The organism is Pseudobacillus sp. FSL P4-0506 (assembly GCF_038003025.1).
Lineage (GTDB): Bacteria > Bacillota > Bacilli > Bacillales > Domibacillaceae > Pseudobacillus.
The window spans coordinates 2,244,826-2,262,072 of sequence record NZ_JBBOOI010000001.1 but is presented as its reverse complement, the minus strand read 5'-3'; the positions used below and the strand labels follow the sequence as shown (position 1 = coordinate 2,262,072).

Below are 17,247 nucleotides of genomic sequence, written 5' to 3'. Positions count from 1 at the left end.
TCCCCTGCATGTATCTTTAAATACTGAAGTCTTTCAGTTATTAGCCCACTTGAATAAGCGCATCTTTACTTTTCAAAACGGCTAATACACTTAACGCTGCCAAATAGCTCGTTTTCGGATTATTGGGCATCGGATCATTTTCTACTTGAAGCGTCAATTTTCCAAAGGACCCCATCGCTTCTATTTGATGATTGTTTTTCTTTGCCGCCGGGTCAGAAATAATTTTCACACCGGTTTTATCCGAACCTAGCCCTGCCAGAGACAAAATAATAGAAACATTTATGTTTTTGGGAAATAACTCAATAGCTTCTGCGGCCGATCCATCAAATAACAACTGCTCTTTATCTAAAGGGGCGCCTGGCAAGGCATGTGGGGGCTTTCTGGTAATGATAGAAACAGATTGCAACTCCCCAATCGATTTCGCTGCCTTCAACACATCTAGTCCGCCGATGGCTCCTGATGGCAGATGAATCCTCGTCCCTTTTTCTTGGCAAATCTGTTCTAATTCTTTGTAAAAAGTCAGACTTGCCAAAGCTCCAACGCTACTTAGTACTAAATCTTTTCCGCTTTTCAGAATAGCTGCTGCATAATCTTTCACTACTTGAACGTTAGCCGCTTCGATAACTACATCTGCATCCGACCGCAGAAGGGATTCCATATCAGCAAAAGATTCTGTTTTAAATTCAGAAGCCAGGCTCTTGGCTGATTGTTCATTCCGTGTATAAAGACCAACGATTCTCGTCCCAGGAAGGGTTTCTTCAATATTAATACTTTGAAGAAGAAATGTACCGATATTTCCCCCGCCAATTAATGCTAATTTCATCTCGCATCCCCTCTCTTAATTGGCTAAACCGTATGAATCTGCAAAGAGCTCTAATCCGCAATGTCTCGTTTCACGAGATAATCCACTTTCTTTTAAACCAGGAAAATCCAAATGAAGATCTTGGAAAACGGTATGATTATTATGAAATACCGCTCCAGCTTCTAATTGGTCAGCTATTTCGATCGCCAGTGATTCGTTCTCTGTCCAAACAGATGCTCTTAAACCGAATTCGCTATCATTTGCCAATTGAATAACTTCTTCTATATTCGAAAATGTGAGCACAGGGATAACAGGGCCAAACTGCTCTGCCTGAACGATCTCGCTTGTTTGATCAACTCCAGTCACAATGGAAGGTAAAATAAAGTATCCCTGGTCCCAGGTTTCCGGATCGAGCTGCTGGCCCGCTGTAATAACTTTCGCTCCTGAATTTTGAGCTCGTTCGATGAGCCCTTTCACGTAATCGTATTGAGACTTATTATTGAGAGGGCCCATATCCACATCAGGCTGAATCCCGTTACCTACTCTGATTCTTTGAAACTCTTTCTTTAGCTTTTCAATTAATTCTTCATATCTTGACTCATGAACATATACTCGTTTAATAGCGGAACACACTTGACCAGCTGCCCGAAGAATGCCAAAGCGAAGGCGTGTGATGGCTGCTTCATTTAATTCTGCATCAGGGAGAATGATTGCTGCATCATTGCCGCCGAGCTCCATATAAAGTTTTTTTACTGTTCCCGAGGCAGCGCGCATAATATTTTTTCCAGTTTCTGTGCTGCCAACGAAAGCCACTGTTCGCACGCGAGGATCCGTACAAATAGCGTCACCTATGACACTGCCGGAACCAGTGACTATGTTAACGACTCCTGCCGGGAAATGAGAAGCTACTACGTTTAAGAACGTCATAATTGTTAACGGACAATTTGTCGCTGGCTTTACTACGACAGTATTGCCTGTCAGAATGGCCGGAATGACCCGTTTAAATGTCAAAATCATCGGAGAATTCCAAGGAGAAATCACGGCTGTTACTCCTCTTGATCGCTTGCGGATTAGCACTTTTTGACTTCCTGGCCATGATAAAGGCTTCCACCAGTTAAGCAATTCATCCGCCGCTTCATTCATAATATCTACACAGCGAAGCAAATCTTTTTTTGCTTCTATTAATGCCTTGCCATTCTCACGTACGAATAAAGTAACATTTTCTTCAACTATATGTTCCAGTTCTTTCGCTGCTTCATGCATGCGCTTTGCCCGGTCTTCTACTTCACTTTTTGACCAGCTCTTGTATGCTCTTTCTGCTGTTTCAATCGCTTCATCTACTTGTGTTTGGGAACATAAAGCAACTTCGCCTATAACCTCGTTTAGATTAGCTGGATTAATAACATCCGCTGTCTTTTCGGCTTGAATCCATTCTCCGCCAATTAAATATTTACCTGAAACAAATGGATATGTTGAAATCATTATCATCCCTCCTTATAATTTTTTAGGTTTGAATGCTTCTGCTGCACCGGGAGGCCCACCAAATGGTTTCGCCATCGGTCCTACCGCTTCCATATCTACAACGATCATCGTTGGTTTTTGTCTATTCATTGCTTTTTTCAAAGCAACTTCAAATTCATCACCGGAACCAATTCGGGAGGCATCAAATCCCATCGATTGCGCCAACTGTACAAAATCAGGACTTAATAGATCAACAGCAACTTGACGCCCGTAAGCAGCCTCCTGGATATTCCGGAGTACTCCGTACCCAGCATCATCAAACAAAATGACAATAATCGGGAGATTTTCTTGGGCGGCGGTTACCATTTCACCTACATTTACCATGAACCCGCCGTCACCTGCCATTAAGACAACCGGACGATCTTTACAGCCCATTTGTGCCCCAATCGCTGTTGGCAGTCCCTGGCCAATTCCGCCACCGGATGCATGAATGGATGTCCTCGGTTCATAAATTTCAAATAAGCGGCTCCCCCATACATTTGCTTGTACAGTGACATCTCGAACTAAAATTGTGTCACGCGGAAGCACCTTGCGCATTCCATCCAAAAATTGTTCATAAGGACCAAGTGTTGCTCTCAACTGAGCGCGAAGTTCATTACGCACTAACTCTACCTCAGCCAAATAAGCTGAATCAGGAACGATTGCGGCTTGAGATAAATCGTCAATAACCTTTTTCAAAATTAGTTTGGCATCTCCTACAAGTCCATAGGAAGCCTCATAGTTGCGGTTCATTGCCTGCCAGTCAGCATCAATAGATATATGTTCTTTTGGAACGGAAATTTTCCAATTGGATGTTTCGTTCCCACGGAATCTGACACCGACGCTAATGACTAAGTCTGACTCTTCTATTAGCTTTTTTGTTAGCGGATTTGCAGCAAAATGTCCGATACATTGAGGGTGATCCTCAGGAATGCTGCCTTTTCCGGACTGGCTCGTCACCACAGCCGCCCCCATCATTTCTGCTAACTTTTGCACTTCCTTGGAAGCACCGGAGTTAATAACGCCTCCTCCTGCCCAAATCACTGGCCGGCGAGATTGACTGATTTTTGCCAACACCTCTTCGGGAAAATATGGAATTTTATTATTTTCTGGAGTTAATATTCTAACTTCTTCAATAGAATGATTAGGTATAATCGCAGATTGAAAATCAATGGGGATTTCAAGTGTTACTGGTCCTGATGGAGCAGCCAAAGCCTCGTAAATCGCTTGTCTGGCAATAGCAGACGCTTGCTCTGGCTTTCTTAACCGGAGCGCTTTTTTGGAGACCCCTTCCATCATGGACAGCTGATCTTTACATTCATGAATATAGCCTCTGCCTGTGCCTAAATAAGGGGAGGCAACTTCACCTGTTAAATGAAGAACAGGCACGCCAGCAGCCCATGCTTCAATTAAAGAGCCCGCTGCATTTCCAGCTCCTGTTCCCGTGCTAGTAATGACAACGCCTAATTTGCCAGTTGCTCTCGCATATCCATCTGCCATATTCGCGGCTCCGCTTTCCCCGCGCGAACAAACCAGGCGAATGCTTCCTTCACGAAGAATGGCATCATATATTGGCATATTATGAATGCTGACAATCCCGAATGCTGTATCCACACCTGCACGAACAAGTTCCTGCACTACGGCATCTGCCGCAGTAAATTCCGGCTGATCTTGCTGATATTCTGCCGTCTCTATTCCCAATTGCTCTCGTTGGCTCATAATCGACTCCTGCCTTTACCTTTAATTAAAGCGCTTTCCCGAGCGCTCCCGCCGTTTCAATTGTTGATCCCGATACATAACTTGCCTGTCTCGAAGCCAAAAATAAAATGACACTTGCTACTTCTTCTGCTTCTCCTACGCGTCCCAATGGAATATTTCGTTTTTTGGCTAAGTCAGCATAATAATCTTCTGCTTTCATATCAGGAGCATTCAGTTTTCTTCTTCTCTCCCACTGATCTGTGCGGATTAGCCCTAAGCTTACGGAATTGACTAAAATGTTGTCCGAAGCAAGTTCTTGCGACAAAGTCTTGCTTAAGTTTAACAATCCAGCCCTCGTTGCTGCTGTCGCAATCATATGTTTTTCCGGCTCCTTCGCTAACGTTGCATTAATATTTATAATCCTTCCTCCCCCTCGCTTGACGAGGTATGGATGAACCGCCCGAACTGCATAAATAATAGCGAAATATTTTAATTGAATTTGCTGCTGCCACTGCTCATCGGTAATGTCGAAGAAGTGACCCATAACACTTTGCCCCGCTGCATTTACGAGAATATCAATGCCTCTAAAATAAGCAGCTGTATTATCAATAAACCCAGTAACCTCTTCTTTATCTGTCACATCACATGTTGCAGCATAAATCGAATCTGATGGACCGTATTTTAAGAGATGATTATACGCTTTTTCTTTCCTCTCCTGATTCCTTCCGCAGATTGCTACTTTAGCTCCTTCCTGAAGGAACATTTCTGCCGTTTTTAAACCGACACCAGATGTCCCTCCCATAATGACAGCGACTTTTCCATTCAAACCCAAATCCATGATACTCCCCCTTTCACTATCCTATTTACCGGAGTGACTTTGCATTTACCCATCCTTGGTCTGGCTCTCCACCCATGGCTGCCCGGGCTTCCGGTTTCGGTGGACCGGCAATCCCCCATTGGTCCATTAAATGAGGAACACGTTTCCACACTCGTGCCTTCCACTCATTTTCATCTTCAATCGTTTCTAAATAACAGGTATACTCCATAACAAACTTCGCTGGGTCCTGGAAATAACAGAAAATGTTGTCACCCGGTCCGTGGCGTCCTGGCCCCCACAATTCTTGGTAGCCCGCTTTTCTTACGTTGCTGATTCCTCTCATCACTTCATCTACGCTATCTACTTCATAGGCAATATGATTCACAGAAGCATGCTTATCTTGATTAAATGCAATGGAATGATGTTTGCGATTGCAGCGCAGGAACGACATTTGATGTTCGCTCCAGTCTGTCACTTTAAAACCCAGCACTTCTGTGTAAAAGTCAGTAATCATATCAAGGTCTGCCGTATTCATAACGACGTGGTTCAGCTTGACTGGATCGACATTTTTCTTATTCCAAATGGATGTGTGAACTTCCACCCATGCGGACAATTCAATGCAGCGATTTTCCGGATCGACAAAGCGTAGGCCGTATCCTTTTCCCTCTTCATCTAAATAGCCAGGAGGTGAAACAATGGTTACGCCTTTCTTAGTCAATATCTCAGCTGCATGGTCAACTGCGTGTTTATCGACCATTCCAAAAGCAATATGATGAAGCCCTCTTTTTTCACCGGCATGTAAACTCAAAATGTGATGCTCGGGACCGGCTCCTCTAAAATAGGCTGACTGATCATCTTGAGTTACCTTATCCAATCCCCAAATATTCTCGTAAAAATCAGACTGCTCTTTCAGCACTGGAGTAATTAAACTGATGTGCCGCAAGTGAGTAATTCCTAGCATAATGACACCCCCGTTATTCCTTTTAAATGAACCAACAAGGATGATCAAAAGGTAGCTATAAAGATCATCCTTGTCAAAAAATTGATAAAACTTTAAATGCACAGGCATTTCTTTTCTTAAAGCAGTTTTCCGTTCCGCTTATTTTCCGTTAATAATGGCTTCTCTTTCTTTTGCGCGTTGTTTACGTAATTCCTCCAACGCACTTCCTTCCGGGTAAGTCGGTAAGTTTGGCTTAACCGCTCCAAGCATGACTAGCATTAAAGCTTCTTCATCCCCATCGTTACGAATGCCGCGGTATACCCCAGGAGGACTGCTGATACAGTCTCTTTCTTTCAAAGGAATTTCATGTACTTCACTATTGCTGTCTGTTTGAATAAGCGCTTTCACATTTCCTTTTAAAATGAAGAATACTTCTTCAACGTCGTCGTGCAGATGTAACGGACCGACACAGCCAGGAGGTAGAACCATTGTGCTCAAAGTGAAATGTTCTGCAGCAATGACATTTGCATCGTTATTCGCTGTCGCTCCGCGGCCAATATATCTCATCTGTGCTCTTCTATAAGATGGATCAATCTCTTCCTGGAACTTCAATACATTCCAATCCAGCGTTCGATCTTCCAATCTTGCGACATATTTTCTTTCAAACTCTTCTAAAGAAAATTTTTCGTTTGTCATAAAAAAACACTCCTTTTAATGTATTTGTTTTATATACAAAACTATGTTTTGCTATAAAACAATCGTAACCCGCATTAAAGTGATTGTCAATAAAAAATATTGAGAATATTTCGTATATGAAACAATGTTTTATATTAAGTATTACTAAATCATAAAGAAAAGGAGTTTTATCTCGAAAAGTAGAATGATCAAACTCCTGATAAGCCTGTATAGGAAAATAGTTATTTAGAATATTTTGTTGTTAAATAAGATTTCTGATGATCAAATTACGACTCCATTGGGAGGCGTATTTTCGGCACGAACTTCTTCTGCCTCTTTCCTTAATGTAAATAAGTAAGCAATGAATCCAAGAGAAGCAGAAACAATTAACATGACGATTGAAGGCCCAAAGTCGCCTCCAGATGCATCACGCATCCACCCCATAATATAACTCGAAAATCCCCCAAGAATGTTAGTAAAGCCCATCAATCCAGCAGCTCGTCCAGCGGTTTCAGGTGTAGAGAATTTCACGATAAATAAATTACTTAAATGAAAGACGCCTCCTTGAGTTCCCATCGCCAATCCCATGCATACACCAGCGATGACTGGATTAGAAGCGAATATTGCTGCTGTTAAAAATATTGCCGTCATGCTAAATAAAATTGTAGCAAGCAAGCTCGGTCGTTTTGTTTTATCAGCCAAAAATCCATTGATCAATACAAATCCAAGAGCAAATAGCCACGATAAAGAAGTAATACCTGTCATTGCTTCCCTTGAAAAGCTTTTTGCTTCAACTAAATACGTAGGAAGCCAAATGCTAATTCCAAAAAATAAAAATGAAGACATCAGCATGCCAAACCAAACGATCCAATAGCGGTAGTCTTGGACAAAACTTTGTTTTGGCTTAGCTGCTTCATTTCCGCTCTTCTGACGAATATACGACAATTCGCTTTTTTCAAGTCGCGGGTGTTCTTCTGGAGTATCTCTCGTTAGGAACACAAACATTGGAATAACAATGAGTAGATTAAAGGCTGCTAATGTGAAAAAGGCTGCTTGCCAATGAAAAGAAGCAATAACTAAAGTTAAGATGACTGCCCCACACGCAGGTCCTAAATAGTTACCTGCAAGCCAGGAGGATTGGGCACGGCCAAGCTCGCGCTCATTAAACCAGCTCGAGATAAACTTCCCGCATACAGGAATCATCATTCCTTCCCCTAAACCAAGAACAATACGGCTAGCGATGAACATTTCATAAGTGGTGGCTAATCCTGCAAATACCATTGTAAGGGTCCAAATAAAAAGCCCCATTATAGCTGTTTTCCTGGCTCCTAGCTTATCAATGATCACTCCCCAAAATAAATTCGACACGGCGTAAGCGATGGTAAAAATAAAAGTGATAAACCCAATCTTCGCATTCTTATCGGGACCGTTCATACCAAGATCGTTTAAAAAGTCTGGATCTGTTTGTATGATAGAGATTCCCAACTTATCAATCTGACCAAAAAACCAAAAGAAAAAGATAGGTACCGCAATATAAAGCCACCTTTTATTCCCTTTTAACATGTAGCAACCTCCTTAAAGTTTGTTTTCAGTGAATACGCTTACAATTCGTTTTATGACTACTTCCTCTTACATCCGCCTCGCTATTCTGCCACCTTCCCTTAATTTTAAAAATTCATTGTTTTATATACAAAACAACGTTTCTTTATAATTTAATATTAATTTTTTTCGAAAATTGTGTCAATAAGTTTTTTAACTTTTGTTTTATTTCAGAAAATATGTTTTATATAATAAACAAAATAAAAAAGCTCGAAACGGGCAAGCTTTTTTATTTTAACTATTTAATTTTTGAAAGGATATCCCATGAAGCCGGATAGCGTTCTGGAAATCTCCAAAACTTTCGGAAGGGCCACTTTCTCAATAAACTCATCATGAAACTTTACATCTGTTGCTACTACGTTCATCGCAGCCATTACTTTCCCACCGCGTTCAAAAATAGGCGCAGCTACTGATTGAATGCCTTGATGAAGTTCTCCTTTAGTAATTGAATAGCCTTGTTTACGGATCATTTCTAATTCCTGCTGCAAACCGATAAGATCTGTTTGTGTTCGCTCCGTATATGGTTTTAGTTGAGAGCCATATAACATTTGATTTAATTTGTCTTGCGGTTGATAAGCAAGCAACAATTTTCCGTTTGCCGTTGCATGAGCAGGAAGCCTCAATCCGATATTCACATTAATAGCAGACACTCCTCGTACAGGTGCACTCCCTACATAGACAACTTCATCGCCATCCAATATAGACAAATGGCAAGAAGCCCCTGTTTCATCTCTTAAGCTTTCCAAATAAGGCTGTGCAATTTCTGGAAGCTTTAAACTATTTAAATAAGCAAAACCCAGCTCTAAAACCTTCGGTGTCAAACTGTACCGTTTGGTATTTTCGTCTTGATAAAGATATCCAAGTGATTGAAGGGTATATAATAATCGATAAGGGACCGTACGACTAACTTCAAGTTCCCGTGCAATCTCTACTAAAGACAATGTAGGATGATCTTCATTAAACAACTTTAGAATTTCCAACCCTCTTACTAATGCGTTTGCATTGTAACGTTCCTTTTCACTTTTTGCCAAACTCACTCACCTCCTCTAAAACCTACTAATTCTATTTATTATTAAAAATGGTCAGTCCAATTATCACCATTATTTTCATAAATTTCAACTAGAAAAGCGAATTACTCATAAAGCAATTACTGCTTGAGAACATTTTCTTTACTCTCTTTCAAACTGTCAAGAAATTGAAGAACAGCAGCATTAAAACTCTCTGGATCTTCCTGATAGCATAGATGCCCTGTCTCAGGAATAATAGTAAAGCTTGAGTTTGGAAGGTGATCATAAAAAAATTGTGATTCACTTACCGGTGTTACCTTATCTAATTCTCCGCAAATAATAGATGTAGGCACAGAAATGGATGAAAGGAACTCCAGGTCATTCAAATGATAAAGTGAATAGGCCACTGAACGATACCCCATCGGCCTGACTTGTGACATAATTCTTTCTGCTTCTTTCTGTACTTCTGGTTTGGGATGAGGTGCAAGCAACACTTTTACTCTTTGCCTCGCAATTTCCTTTGGATCTAACTTCTCAATATTGTTTATACGATTGGCTAATTTCTTTTCGTTTTCTTCTTCCGATCCACCGACCGATCCTCTGGTTGCATCAGCAATAATCAGGGCATCGACCATATGCGGAAAACGATGGCAGAAATTAAGAGCAATAGCCGAACCCATCGAATGCCCCAACAGCGTAACAGATTCATAATTTAAACTTTCAATGAACCCCTTCAACACATCAGCAAATTCACTAAATTCCTTCAGTTCTTCTTCTGGATCATCACTCTTTCCATACCCTGGTGCATCCCACGCAATGACGGTGTATTGTTTACTTAACCCCTCTAACTGCTTTTTCCACGACTGTGAGTTATTCCCCATTCCATGGAGAATAATCAAAGGGTTTCCTTCTCCTTTCACTTCATAATGGATCGCTAAATCATTAACTTGTACAAATGGCATATGTCTCTCCCACCTTACATTTGTTTTATAAGTAAAACATTGTTTCATAACTTAATAATAAATGATCTCCCTTATAAGTCAACAGAACTTTCTGACTTTTATCGGCTTTTTATAGAAAAATAATAACGTTGTTTATTTTGCTTCCTACTTATATTTGATTGTAGAAAAGCTATTTAACGTTCTATGTACATGATTCAATTTATTTAGAAATAAATTATTTAATTCAGCTGACGAATGAGGGACTTTCTTTTCGCTGTTCCATATTAGCCATTCATCCACTTTCAGAGCAGCTTATTAACATGTCATGCTCTCTCATCCTCCCCTCACTGTGTGGTTAGAGATAATCAACCGAATAAGCGAGAGAATAAGAAAGCATAACGTTGGGGAGAGACCATTTTTTATAAATCTTGAGATAAGCGGATCATATCCCTGCACTGTATCCCATTTTCAAAAATTTCCTCTGAATAATGTCGAATAAAAAAATCTTTATCCACTCCGACAATCCTAAACCCGCATTTTTGATAAAGAGCTAATTGGCCGATACTTGAATTTCCAGTGCCAATTTCGATTGTTTTAAATCGTCTCTTCTTAGCAAGTTCAATCGCATGCCTAACTAGTTGTTTCCCTATCCCTTTGCCGTGCTGCTCCTCGACAACTGCCACATTCACTAGCTCTATCGTGTGCGGTCTTGTAGGCAATAGCACATATACGCCAATTACTTGTTTATTATCTTCAGCAACAAAACATTCTCCTCTTTCCATGTATTCCTCCACGTTTTCTTGAGAAGGGTCTGCTAGCAATAATAAATCCATAGGAGGTCTTTCATCTTGATTCAATTTTCTAACTTTCATCTTCTTCTCCTCTCATAAAACTAGTCTCTTCTTTTACTCTACCAATTCTTGCTCATCAACTGTCTTCTGTAAAATAAAAAAGGCAACATTTTTTGTTGACTTTTTTATTTTGGATATTAGGTGGTTATCTTTTTCTTTTTATAACAATGAATAAGCAAAAAACAAGGAGCAAAAACAACAAAACATAGATGACTTTAGAATAAATTCCGATATTCTGTACGATGACTTCCCAGGAAGCCCCGACGGACGCTCCCAAGTTTACAAGAACCGTATTCCAAATCAGTGTCCCTAGGGTAGTAAAGAGAAGAAATAATCCAATATTCATGTTTGACATGCCAGCAGGAATAGAAATCAAACTGCGAATCAACGGAACAAAGCGGCAAAAGAAAACCGTCCATGCTCCATACTTGTCAAACCAGGCATCTGCTCTATGTACGTCTTTAGTCGTAACTCTAAGGATATGACCCCATTTATTAACGATTTTCTCCAATCTTGGGACATTAAGCTGCAAGCCAATAAAATACAGAACTAGGGCCCCGATAACTGAACCTACCGTTGAGGAAATGATCACACCCGTAATGCTTAGCTCAGAAGTAGTCGTCATAAAGCCTCCAAACGTTAAGATGACTTCTGACGGTATGGGAGGAAAGATATTTTCAAGAGCAATTAAAAGAACAATTCCCATATAACCATATTCATTCATGATTCCAATCAACCAATTTTCCATGCTGTTCTCCTCTGGATATCCTCTATTCTCTCGCTAATTTGCATAGTTAGTTTATCAAGAATCTTTCCATCAATAAAATAATTCACCTCTATAATTTAATAAAATCCTATAGAAAGAAGCTGAAAGATCACCTCTCCATTTCTTGCTAAAGTATTATGTTAGCTCCCTGCCTCTCCGCTAATTACTTAGATCACTGTATACATCATACTTAAAGCAATGCCCTTCTGATTTCTCTAATTCTGACTGAACGAAAGATGAACATAGAACACATTAACTTATATATCCTATCTTTTTACCACGTTTGATCATTATGTTCCTCTACATATCTTTTCAGAGCGTGCAGCTTTTCATCCCAATACTGTTCAAAAAAGGCAAGCCAGTCTTTTAACTCAACCAACGGTTCTGCTTCAAGCTTATAACGCTTTTCCCGTCCGACCTTTCGACTGCTGACAAGCCTGGCTTCAAAAAGCACCTGCAGATGTTTATTAACAGCTGTGCGGCTTATAGGGAAGCATTCTGTAATCGCTGCAATAGACATTTCTTTATTTGCCAGTAATTTTAACAGATTACGGCGAGTTGGATCTGCAATCGCTTGAAATATATCATGCTTAGGTTCAGGAGAATACATTTTAAGCCTCAATATAGGAAGGAAGCTTTTCGTTTACGATTTTTTCCCAGCCATCATCCATAACCGCACGAATCACTGAATGCGGCTGTCCGAACTCTGTCACTTGTTCGGCATTCCATCCAGAGTGAATTAACGTAAACTCTGTTTTTCCTCCTTCTGCCTCTTTTAATTCAAAAGCAAGATGCCAGTCTTTCCCCCAATCAAATCCAACACGATGAGGGGGATCAAGTTCAGTTACTTTACAGGGCGAGTCGCCAAATTGGCCGGCATACAGGACGAATTCGCGTCCTAAAATAGGTTCAAAATTACTTGGCATCCACCATGAGGCCATGCCTTCCGACGTAGAAACGGCCTTCCAAACTGTTTCAATTGAAGCATTGAGGACGATAGTTTTTCTGATTTCCGGTAATGATTCTTGAGCTTTCATTATGGCACCTCCATTTTTATAACACCTAATAGTGTCATAAAAATCTTAACACTATTAGGTGTTATTTCAACTGTTTTTTATGAAATATTTTAATGACCTACAGAAGAATCGTTGATCAACTGTTCGTATTTTTCCTTCAGCCGCTAATGAAATCGAAGGAGATATTAAAGTCGCCACTAAGCCAAACAAGCCTTGAAAGCCAACTTATCCCACAGTAAATGGAGGGAAAAACAGCACATATGATCAATGCCCTCTTCTAAAGCAAACCTTCCTCTTTAAAACGGTCCAAACATTTTTTACAAATACATGTTTTTCTTAATTGTTCGACAGGCACCAGGTCAAAGATTTCTTTTGGAAAAGACTCCTCACTGCACCAGCATTCCCCTAAAGATTTATCCATCGAATGACAACAGTTATTGTCCCTGCTACAAATGGGACAGCACTCGCCTGCAATCACTTTCTCAGCCATATTTATCCCTCCCGTATTTATGTTCCGTCTTATAGATAGTTTATCAAAAAAACGCTTGCAAACTCGAGAAACTACTACAGATCAGTTTAGCCCCAGATGACCGGCCGTTCTGTTCACACTCTGAAACCAATTAATTGTCTTTATTCTGGCTCTGGCGTTGCTATTTGAAGAGACATTGGCCTGTTGTAAGAATCGATTCAATCTCTTGCAACCTTAATAGCCGGACAACAACATAAAAATAGAGAAAAGGATAAAGCGGTTGATTGACGATCTGGTTCAATAAATGCTATGAACCAAGGGATATGCTTCATGACAAGTATAAAATGATGCAACCAGATTACCGAAGACTACGATGTCAAGAACAAAGAAAGAATTAACCGTTTACCTTCCTAGTGCTCTTTTTCTTAACCAGCCCCCTTCTTACTTCAAATAGGTCTACTTACACTCTTTAACTTGTCTTCCTCCTAAAACAAATGGTAATATAGACGCAGTTATAATGTCGCTTAAAGGAGGTTTTTGCATGCTTTCTGATTCAGAATTGGTAATATTTATCAAAGAACTAGGCAAATTAATAGATGAGTATTACGATTGCCCAAAAGAAGCTATCCGAAAAGAGATTCATCAAGATATTCTATTGCTATGTTCTGTTATTAATTATGAAAATACTGATTATTATTCTTAAGTTCCTTTCCCCGTTCTTCTGCACAAAAGGTTTTGTTACTTTTTATTTTTTTCAACTTATATAAACACCCTTAATTCTTACTACCTCTTATGGCAGTTCCCCACCTTTATAACCTTTCATAGACGCACTCTATGATTATTCTTTAGCACTCCCTTATGCACTACAGATAAATGAAGGGTATTCTTGCCAAGAAAAGAGTCGATTGATGCTCTTTCTTCTTCAGTGTAAAGTCCAATTCTTCATATAATCTCATCTACCGTACAATTGATCTTTTCTCTACTGACATGAAATAGTATGATTTAATTGATTCATTCGCATTCTTTATGAAATATGCTAAATAAAAAAAGCAAACGGGTGTTAATGACCCATTTGCTTTTTTATTTTATCTACTTTAACAAGTATAATTAGGAAGCATTGGCTGCTGCGGAAATCTCCGCTTCCCAATCATCTTGAATGTCTTCATTATCTAGCACAAGATTATAAATCTTCCATTTTCCGTCCATGCCTTTTTTCAAATAAGCCGTTCCTGAAGCATCCACGTTCATACTGAAAGATAAATCTGGTGACGAGAATGATACTTTATACTTTAGATTATCCATCCGAACTTTTGCAAAGCGTTTATTGACAGTTACAGGATTGATCTCATGAGTGCCAATTTGCTCAATAGTAAAAGTGCCTCCCATATCCTCTATGTCACCCGGTAATTCTACCGTGTCAAGCGATTCCGATAAATAATAGCCTGTCGCTGTATCCTGATAAAGAGCTTTAAGCCCGGCTGTATTTTGCTCTTTCATTAATCGCATTTCTTCTTGAACGTTGCGATTCACAACTGTCTTGATTGCTGTTTGATCGGCCTCGCTCCCCGCTTCTTGATGAAGCGCCCGGTCAATCATAGCAATCGCTTGGCCTCGGGTAGCTAAATCATGGGGCTTAAATGTATCACCGTATCCTTGAATAATCCCGTTTGCAGCAGATTTTACAATCGCCTCATAAGCAAAGTTTGTAGGCGGGACATCTTTAAATGTCTTCGTTGGTGCTTTAAAAGCCACTGTATTGCTGAATGCCCGGTAAATCATTGCTGCCATTTGGTCACGCGTAATATGCGCATCCGGGTTAAACTTTCCATTAGATCCACCAGCAACGATCCCATGGCTACTTGCGATACGCACCGGCTCATAATACCATTTAGAAGCTTTCACATCAGGGAATTCTTTTACATTCGTTCCAGTCTTCAAAGATAAAGCACTTACTAAAATCTTTGTGAACTGTGCGCGGTTAATTTTTTCCTCTGGACGAATACTTATGTACGAGTAATCGTATATTTCGCCATCTTCTTCAATTGTTTCGGACTCGACGTATCCATCAACAATATCAGAGTAAACAAACCGTTCAATTGAATCATAAAACCGATGGTTTGGACCGACGTCCGAAATATCATAGCGCTCTACAGGCTTTATAGCCGCTGAAGCACTTGAAGAAAACAATAATCCAAATGACAATCCTAAAATTGGTAAAATCTTAAATGACTTCAAATTTTTATCCTCGCTTCTAATAGTTTCTGTGATTGAGACTTATATTATAGCTTTCTAACAAAAATTACAATATAATTTTTTACTTTTATTGAAAAATATTTATTTCCACAAAAAGGATATAATTCAATAAAAAAACCACCTTATGGGTAGTAGGAAATACCTAGTTGTTCTTCAGCTCATATAATCAATAGCTAGGCTGTCTTTTTTGTTAGTTATCTAGCTAATCAAAGTGATCCGCCGCTTACAAAAAATGGTGAAATTATCCTTTCATATCTCAAATTCCCTCTGTGCGCCTTTATAGAAGAACCGTATGAAAACATGATTTACCTTTGTTCAAATGAATATGGCACTCACTTCATGTGGCTTTCTTATAGTAATGATCAACCTGAAAGTCTATCCTAGCAGTCGGTGTTTTTTATTTTTGCACACTTTCTGCCCAATAAATGATCTCTTCATCAGAATGACTTTTCTTTTACATCATCGTGCGGTGGTTTAAAAAACATGTTGATACCTAGCGGTTTTGCTAATGTTTGTTAGTCATTCACATTTTTATCCATAATTGGATTGATAAAAAAGAACGTTTGTTCTAAACTGGAATAAGTATACGGAGGTGTAATGATGAGGCCTGGTCTTACAAGATATATAACTAGTCAAGATTTTAAAAATTTTTATTGGCTGAAGGAAGAATTGCGATTATGCTGCAGAGAGAATGGGATAAGCGCATCCGGTTCGAAAATAGAACTTTCAGCTAGAATTGAAATGTTTCTTGAGACGGGGAAAGTAGAGAAGCCGCTCAGAAAACTAACGGTTCGCTCAAACCCCAACAAACAAAGATCGTTAAGTTTGGATACGGTCATTACCGAAAACCATCGCTGCAGCCAAGACGTTAGAGCTTTTTTCAAGTCAGCGATTAGTCCGAAGTTCCGTTTTTCTACATATATTCAACATTACTTTAAAAATAATATAGGAAAAACATATCGTGATGTGGTAAAGGCTTGGCACGAGGAAGAAGAGTGCAAGAAAGACTCACCATATAAGAAACAAATTGCCCCCCAATTTGAATATAACCAATTTATCCGCGACTTCTTCGCTGATCCAAAAAATAAAACAAAAAGTCATAAAGACGCGGTTAACGCTTGGAATGATATTAAAAAGCTTCCCGGGAGTAATAAGTATATTTCTAACCGTTAAACGTTGGGACGCTTACGGCTAATAAGCGCATCATAGTCTGCTTGTCTTTTCTTGAGACACGTCGGTTCCACAGTATCTTTATCGCATAAAAAAAACCAGCAAGAATGCTGGCGGTTGAACTAGACAGGTTTATTCTTTAACAAATCTTGCAGCTTTTTCTCTGCTTTTTCAAAATCCATGGATAACGCAGTTAAAAACTCAAGGATATCATTTCGCTTTGACATTTCTCTTAAAGAAAAAAATACAGCTGGTTTGTTAACTTTAAGAACCGTCATTATCTCTGTTGTCGGCAAAGGCAACGGAGATTTTATCCGTAGAAAAGATCGTAAAAAAACAATAAAATCAAATGCTGAATCAGGAGTATCCGAATAACTTTCCATCAGGCTGTAAAATCTTTTAATGCTCGTTCTTAACTCTTCATTTTGCATCATTAGTCCCTACCTTTAATTGGATTCACCAAATAGGACCATCATTTTCCCCTTTGGCAGCCCGGCTATCATAATTAAAAATCTTAGACCCGCGGCTTTGCGTCCTTACCTTTCGATAAGTTTGCCTTTATCATTAGGAATCACTTTATCAAACTACCAATAAAGCGATCACAATATCATAAGAAGAATATAGGAAATTATACCCTGAGTCAATATACCTTATGGCGCAATTAATTACCATTTTATTGCTCTGATATAAATTTACCTTCTCTCGATATAATTTATTTTTCAAAAGGAAATTTATGTATACTT

At 39.5% G+C, this 17,247-nt stretch carries 18 protein-coding genes and 1 riboswitch; of the genes, 2 read left to right on the top strand and 16 right to left on the bottom strand.

Annotated features, from left to right (window positions below; all coding sequences use genetic code 11):
• Window positions 1-40 precede the first annotated feature (40 nt).
• From nadX to MKZ02_RS11170, 14 genes are all read right to left on the bottom strand, one after another.
• Window positions 41-823 (bottom strand): aspartate dehydrogenase, encoded by a 783-nt coding sequence (nadX, locus tag MKZ02_RS11235; RefSeq protein WP_120032313.1) that lies wholly within the window; start codon window positions 821-823, stop codon window positions 41-43.
• A gap of 15 nt (window positions 824-838) precedes the next feature.
• Window positions 839-2,284, bottom strand: a complete 1,446-nt coding sequence (locus MKZ02_RS11230) for an aldehyde dehydrogenase family protein (protein ID WP_340853599.1) — start codon at window positions 2,282-2,284, stop codon at window positions 839-841.
• Window positions 2,285-2,296: 12 nt separating this feature from the next.
• Window positions 2,297-4,021 (bottom strand): thiamine pyrophosphate-binding protein, encoded by a 1,725-nt coding sequence (locus MKZ02_RS11225; RefSeq protein WP_340853597.1) that lies wholly within the window; start codon window positions 4,019-4,021, stop codon window positions 2,297-2,299.
• A gap of 25 nt (window positions 4,022-4,046) precedes the next feature.
• Window positions 4,047-4,838 carry an SDR family oxidoreductase gene (locus tag MKZ02_RS11220; protein ID WP_340853595.1) on the bottom strand — a complete coding sequence of 264 codons (792 nt, stop codon included), beginning with the start codon at window positions 4,836-4,838 and terminating at the stop codon, window positions 4,047-4,049.
• A 25-nt stretch (window positions 4,839-4,863) separates the two neighbouring features.
• Window positions 4,864-5,778, bottom strand: a complete 915-nt coding sequence (locus MKZ02_RS11215; RefSeq protein ID WP_340853593.1) for a VOC family protein — start codon at window positions 5,776-5,778, stop codon at window positions 4,864-4,866.
• Window positions 5,779-5,916: 138 nt separating this feature from the next.
• Window positions 5,917-6,453, bottom strand: coding sequence for a cupin domain-containing protein (locus MKZ02_RS11210; protein WP_120032319.1), 537 nt, complete (start codon window positions 6,451-6,453; stop codon window positions 5,917-5,919).
• A gap of 261 nt (window positions 6,454-6,714) precedes the next feature.
• A complete protein-coding gene (locus tag MKZ02_RS11205; RefSeq protein ID WP_340853590.1) occupies window positions 6,715-7,995 on the bottom strand; it encodes an MFS transporter in 1,281 nt (426 codons plus the stop codon).
• A 278-nt stretch (window positions 7,996-8,273) separates the two neighbouring features.
• The gene (locus tag MKZ02_RS11200; RefSeq protein WP_120032322.1) at window positions 8,274-9,062 is read right to left on the bottom strand and encodes an IclR family transcriptional regulator; all 789 of its coding nucleotides are present in this window, start codon (window positions 9,060-9,062) and stop codon (window positions 8,274-8,276) included.
• 116 nt (window positions 9,063-9,178) lie between these two features.
• Window positions 9,179-10,000: an alpha/beta fold hydrolase gene (locus MKZ02_RS11195; RefSeq protein ID WP_340853587.1), complete on the bottom strand. Its 822-nt coding sequence runs from the start codon at window positions 9,998-10,000 to the stop codon at window positions 9,179-9,181.
• A gap of 398 nt (window positions 10,001-10,398) precedes the next feature.
• The gene (locus MKZ02_RS11190; protein WP_120032326.1) at window positions 10,399-10,851 is read right to left on the bottom strand and encodes a GNAT family N-acetyltransferase; all 453 of its coding nucleotides are present in this window, start codon (window positions 10,849-10,851) and stop codon (window positions 10,399-10,401) included.
• A 124-nt stretch (window positions 10,852-10,975) separates the two neighbouring features.
• A complete protein-coding gene (locus tag MKZ02_RS11185; protein WP_340853584.1) occupies window positions 10,976-11,578 on the bottom strand; it encodes a DedA family protein in 603 nt (200 codons plus the stop codon).
• Between the two features lie 292 nt (window positions 11,579-11,870).
• Window positions 11,871-12,206: an ArsR/SmtB family transcription factor gene (locus MKZ02_RS11180; protein WP_120032330.1), complete on the bottom strand. Its 336-nt coding sequence runs from the start codon at window positions 12,204-12,206 to the stop codon at window positions 11,871-11,873.
• A gap of 1 nt (window position 12,207) precedes the next feature.
• Window positions 12,208-12,633, bottom strand: a complete 426-nt coding sequence (locus tag MKZ02_RS11175; protein ID WP_340853582.1) for an SRPBCC family protein — start codon at window positions 12,631-12,633, stop codon at window positions 12,208-12,210.
• Between the two features lie 256 nt (window positions 12,634-12,889).
• On the bottom strand, window positions 12,890-13,102 hold the full coding sequence (locus MKZ02_RS11170) for a cysteine-rich CWC family protein (RefSeq protein ID WP_340853580.1): 213 nt from the start codon (window positions 13,100-13,102) through the stop codon (window positions 12,890-12,892).
• A 520-nt stretch (window positions 13,103-13,622) separates the two neighbouring features.
• Between MKZ02_RS11170 and MKZ02_RS11165 the strand changes: the two genes are divergently transcribed.
• Window positions 13,623-13,784 carry a hypothetical protein gene (locus MKZ02_RS11165; protein ID WP_182916965.1) on the top strand — a complete coding sequence of 54 codons (162 nt, stop codon included), beginning with the start codon at window positions 13,623-13,625 and terminating at the stop codon, window positions 13,782-13,784.
• A 404-nt stretch (window positions 13,785-14,188) separates the two neighbouring features.
• On the opposite strand, the gene MKZ02_RS11160 is transcribed toward MKZ02_RS11165, so the two are convergent.
• On the bottom strand, window positions 14,189-15,316 hold the full coding sequence (locus MKZ02_RS11160; RefSeq protein WP_340853577.1) for an S-layer homology domain-containing protein: 1,128 nt from the start codon (window positions 15,314-15,316) through the stop codon (window positions 14,189-14,191).
• Window positions 15,317-15,934: 618 nt separating this feature from the next.
• Here MKZ02_RS11160 and MKZ02_RS11155 point away from each other — a divergent pair.
• Window positions 15,935-16,507 (top strand): DUF6434 domain-containing protein, encoded by a 573-nt coding sequence (locus MKZ02_RS11155; protein ID WP_340853575.1) that lies wholly within the window; start codon window positions 15,935-15,937, stop codon window positions 16,505-16,507.
• Between the two features lie 119 nt (window positions 16,508-16,626).
• Here MKZ02_RS11155 and MKZ02_RS11150 read toward each other — a convergent pair whose 3' ends face one another.
• Window positions 16,627-16,938, bottom strand: a complete 312-nt coding sequence (locus MKZ02_RS11150) for a hypothetical protein (protein ID WP_340853573.1) — start codon at window positions 16,936-16,938, stop codon at window positions 16,627-16,629.
• 49 nt (window positions 16,939-16,987) lie between these two features.
• Window positions 16,988-17,071, bottom strand: a riboswitch (cyclic di-GMP riboswitch).
• Window positions 17,072-17,247 lie beyond the last annotated feature (176 nt).

Excerpts from the sequence above, each read along its gene's own strand:
- MKZ02_RS11230 (WP_340853599.1), bottom strand. The coding sequence starts at position 2,284 with ATGATTTCAACATATCCATTTGTTTCAGGTAAATATTTAATTGGCGGA.
- MKZ02_RS11175 (WP_340853582.1), bottom strand. The coding sequence starts at position 12,633 with ATGAAAGCTCAAGAATCATTACCGGAAATCAGAAAAACTATCGTCCTC.
- MKZ02_RS11220 (WP_340853595.1), bottom strand. The coding sequence starts at position 4,838 with ATGGATTTGGGTTTGAATGGAAAAGTCGCTGTCATTATGGGAGGGACA.
- MKZ02_RS11150 (WP_340853573.1), bottom strand. The coding sequence starts at position 16,938 with ATGATGCAAAATGAAGAGTTAAGAACGAGCATTAAAAGATTTTACAGC.
- MKZ02_RS11205 (WP_340853590.1), bottom strand. The coding sequence starts at position 7,995 with ATGTTAAAAGGGAATAAAAGGTGGCTTTATATTGCGGTACCTATCTTT.
- MKZ02_RS11195 (WP_340853587.1), bottom strand. The coding sequence starts at position 10,000 with ATGCCATTTGTACAAGTTAATGATTTAGCGATCCATTATGAAGTGAAA.
- MKZ02_RS11190 (WP_120032326.1), bottom strand. The coding sequence starts at position 10,851 with ATGAAAGTTAGAAAATTGAATCAAGATGAAAGACCTCCTATGGATTTA.
- MKZ02_RS11225 (WP_340853597.1), bottom strand. The coding sequence starts at position 4,021 with ATGAGCCAACGAGAGCAATTGGGAATAGAGACGGCAGAATATCAGCAA.
- MKZ02_RS11165 (WP_182916965.1), top strand. The coding sequence starts at position 13,623 with ATGCTTTCTGATTCAGAATTGGTAATATTTATCAAAGAACTAGGCAAA.
- nadX (WP_120032313.1), bottom strand. The coding sequence starts at position 823 with ATGAAATTAGCATTAATTGGCGGGGGAAATATCGGTACATTTCTTCTT.
- MKZ02_RS11210 (WP_120032319.1), bottom strand. The coding sequence starts at position 6,453 with ATGACAAACGAAAAATTTTCTTTAGAAGAGTTTGAAAGAAAATATGTC.
- MKZ02_RS11185 (WP_340853584.1), bottom strand. The coding sequence starts at position 11,578 with ATGGAAAATTGGTTGATTGGAATCATGAATGAATATGGTTATATGGGA.
- MKZ02_RS11215 (WP_340853593.1), bottom strand. The coding sequence starts at position 5,778 with ATGCTAGGAATTACTCACTTGCGGCACATCAGTTTAATTACTCCAGTG.
- MKZ02_RS11180 (WP_120032330.1), bottom strand. The coding sequence starts at position 12,206 with ATGTATTCTCCTGAACCTAAGCATGATATATTTCAAGCGATTGCAGAT.
- MKZ02_RS11155 (WP_340853575.1), top strand. The coding sequence starts at position 15,935 with ATGAGGCCTGGTCTTACAAGATATATAACTAGTCAAGATTTTAAAAAT.
- MKZ02_RS11170 (WP_340853580.1), bottom strand. The coding sequence starts at position 13,102 with ATGGCTGAGAAAGTGATTGCAGGCGAGTGCTGTCCCATTTGTAGCAGG.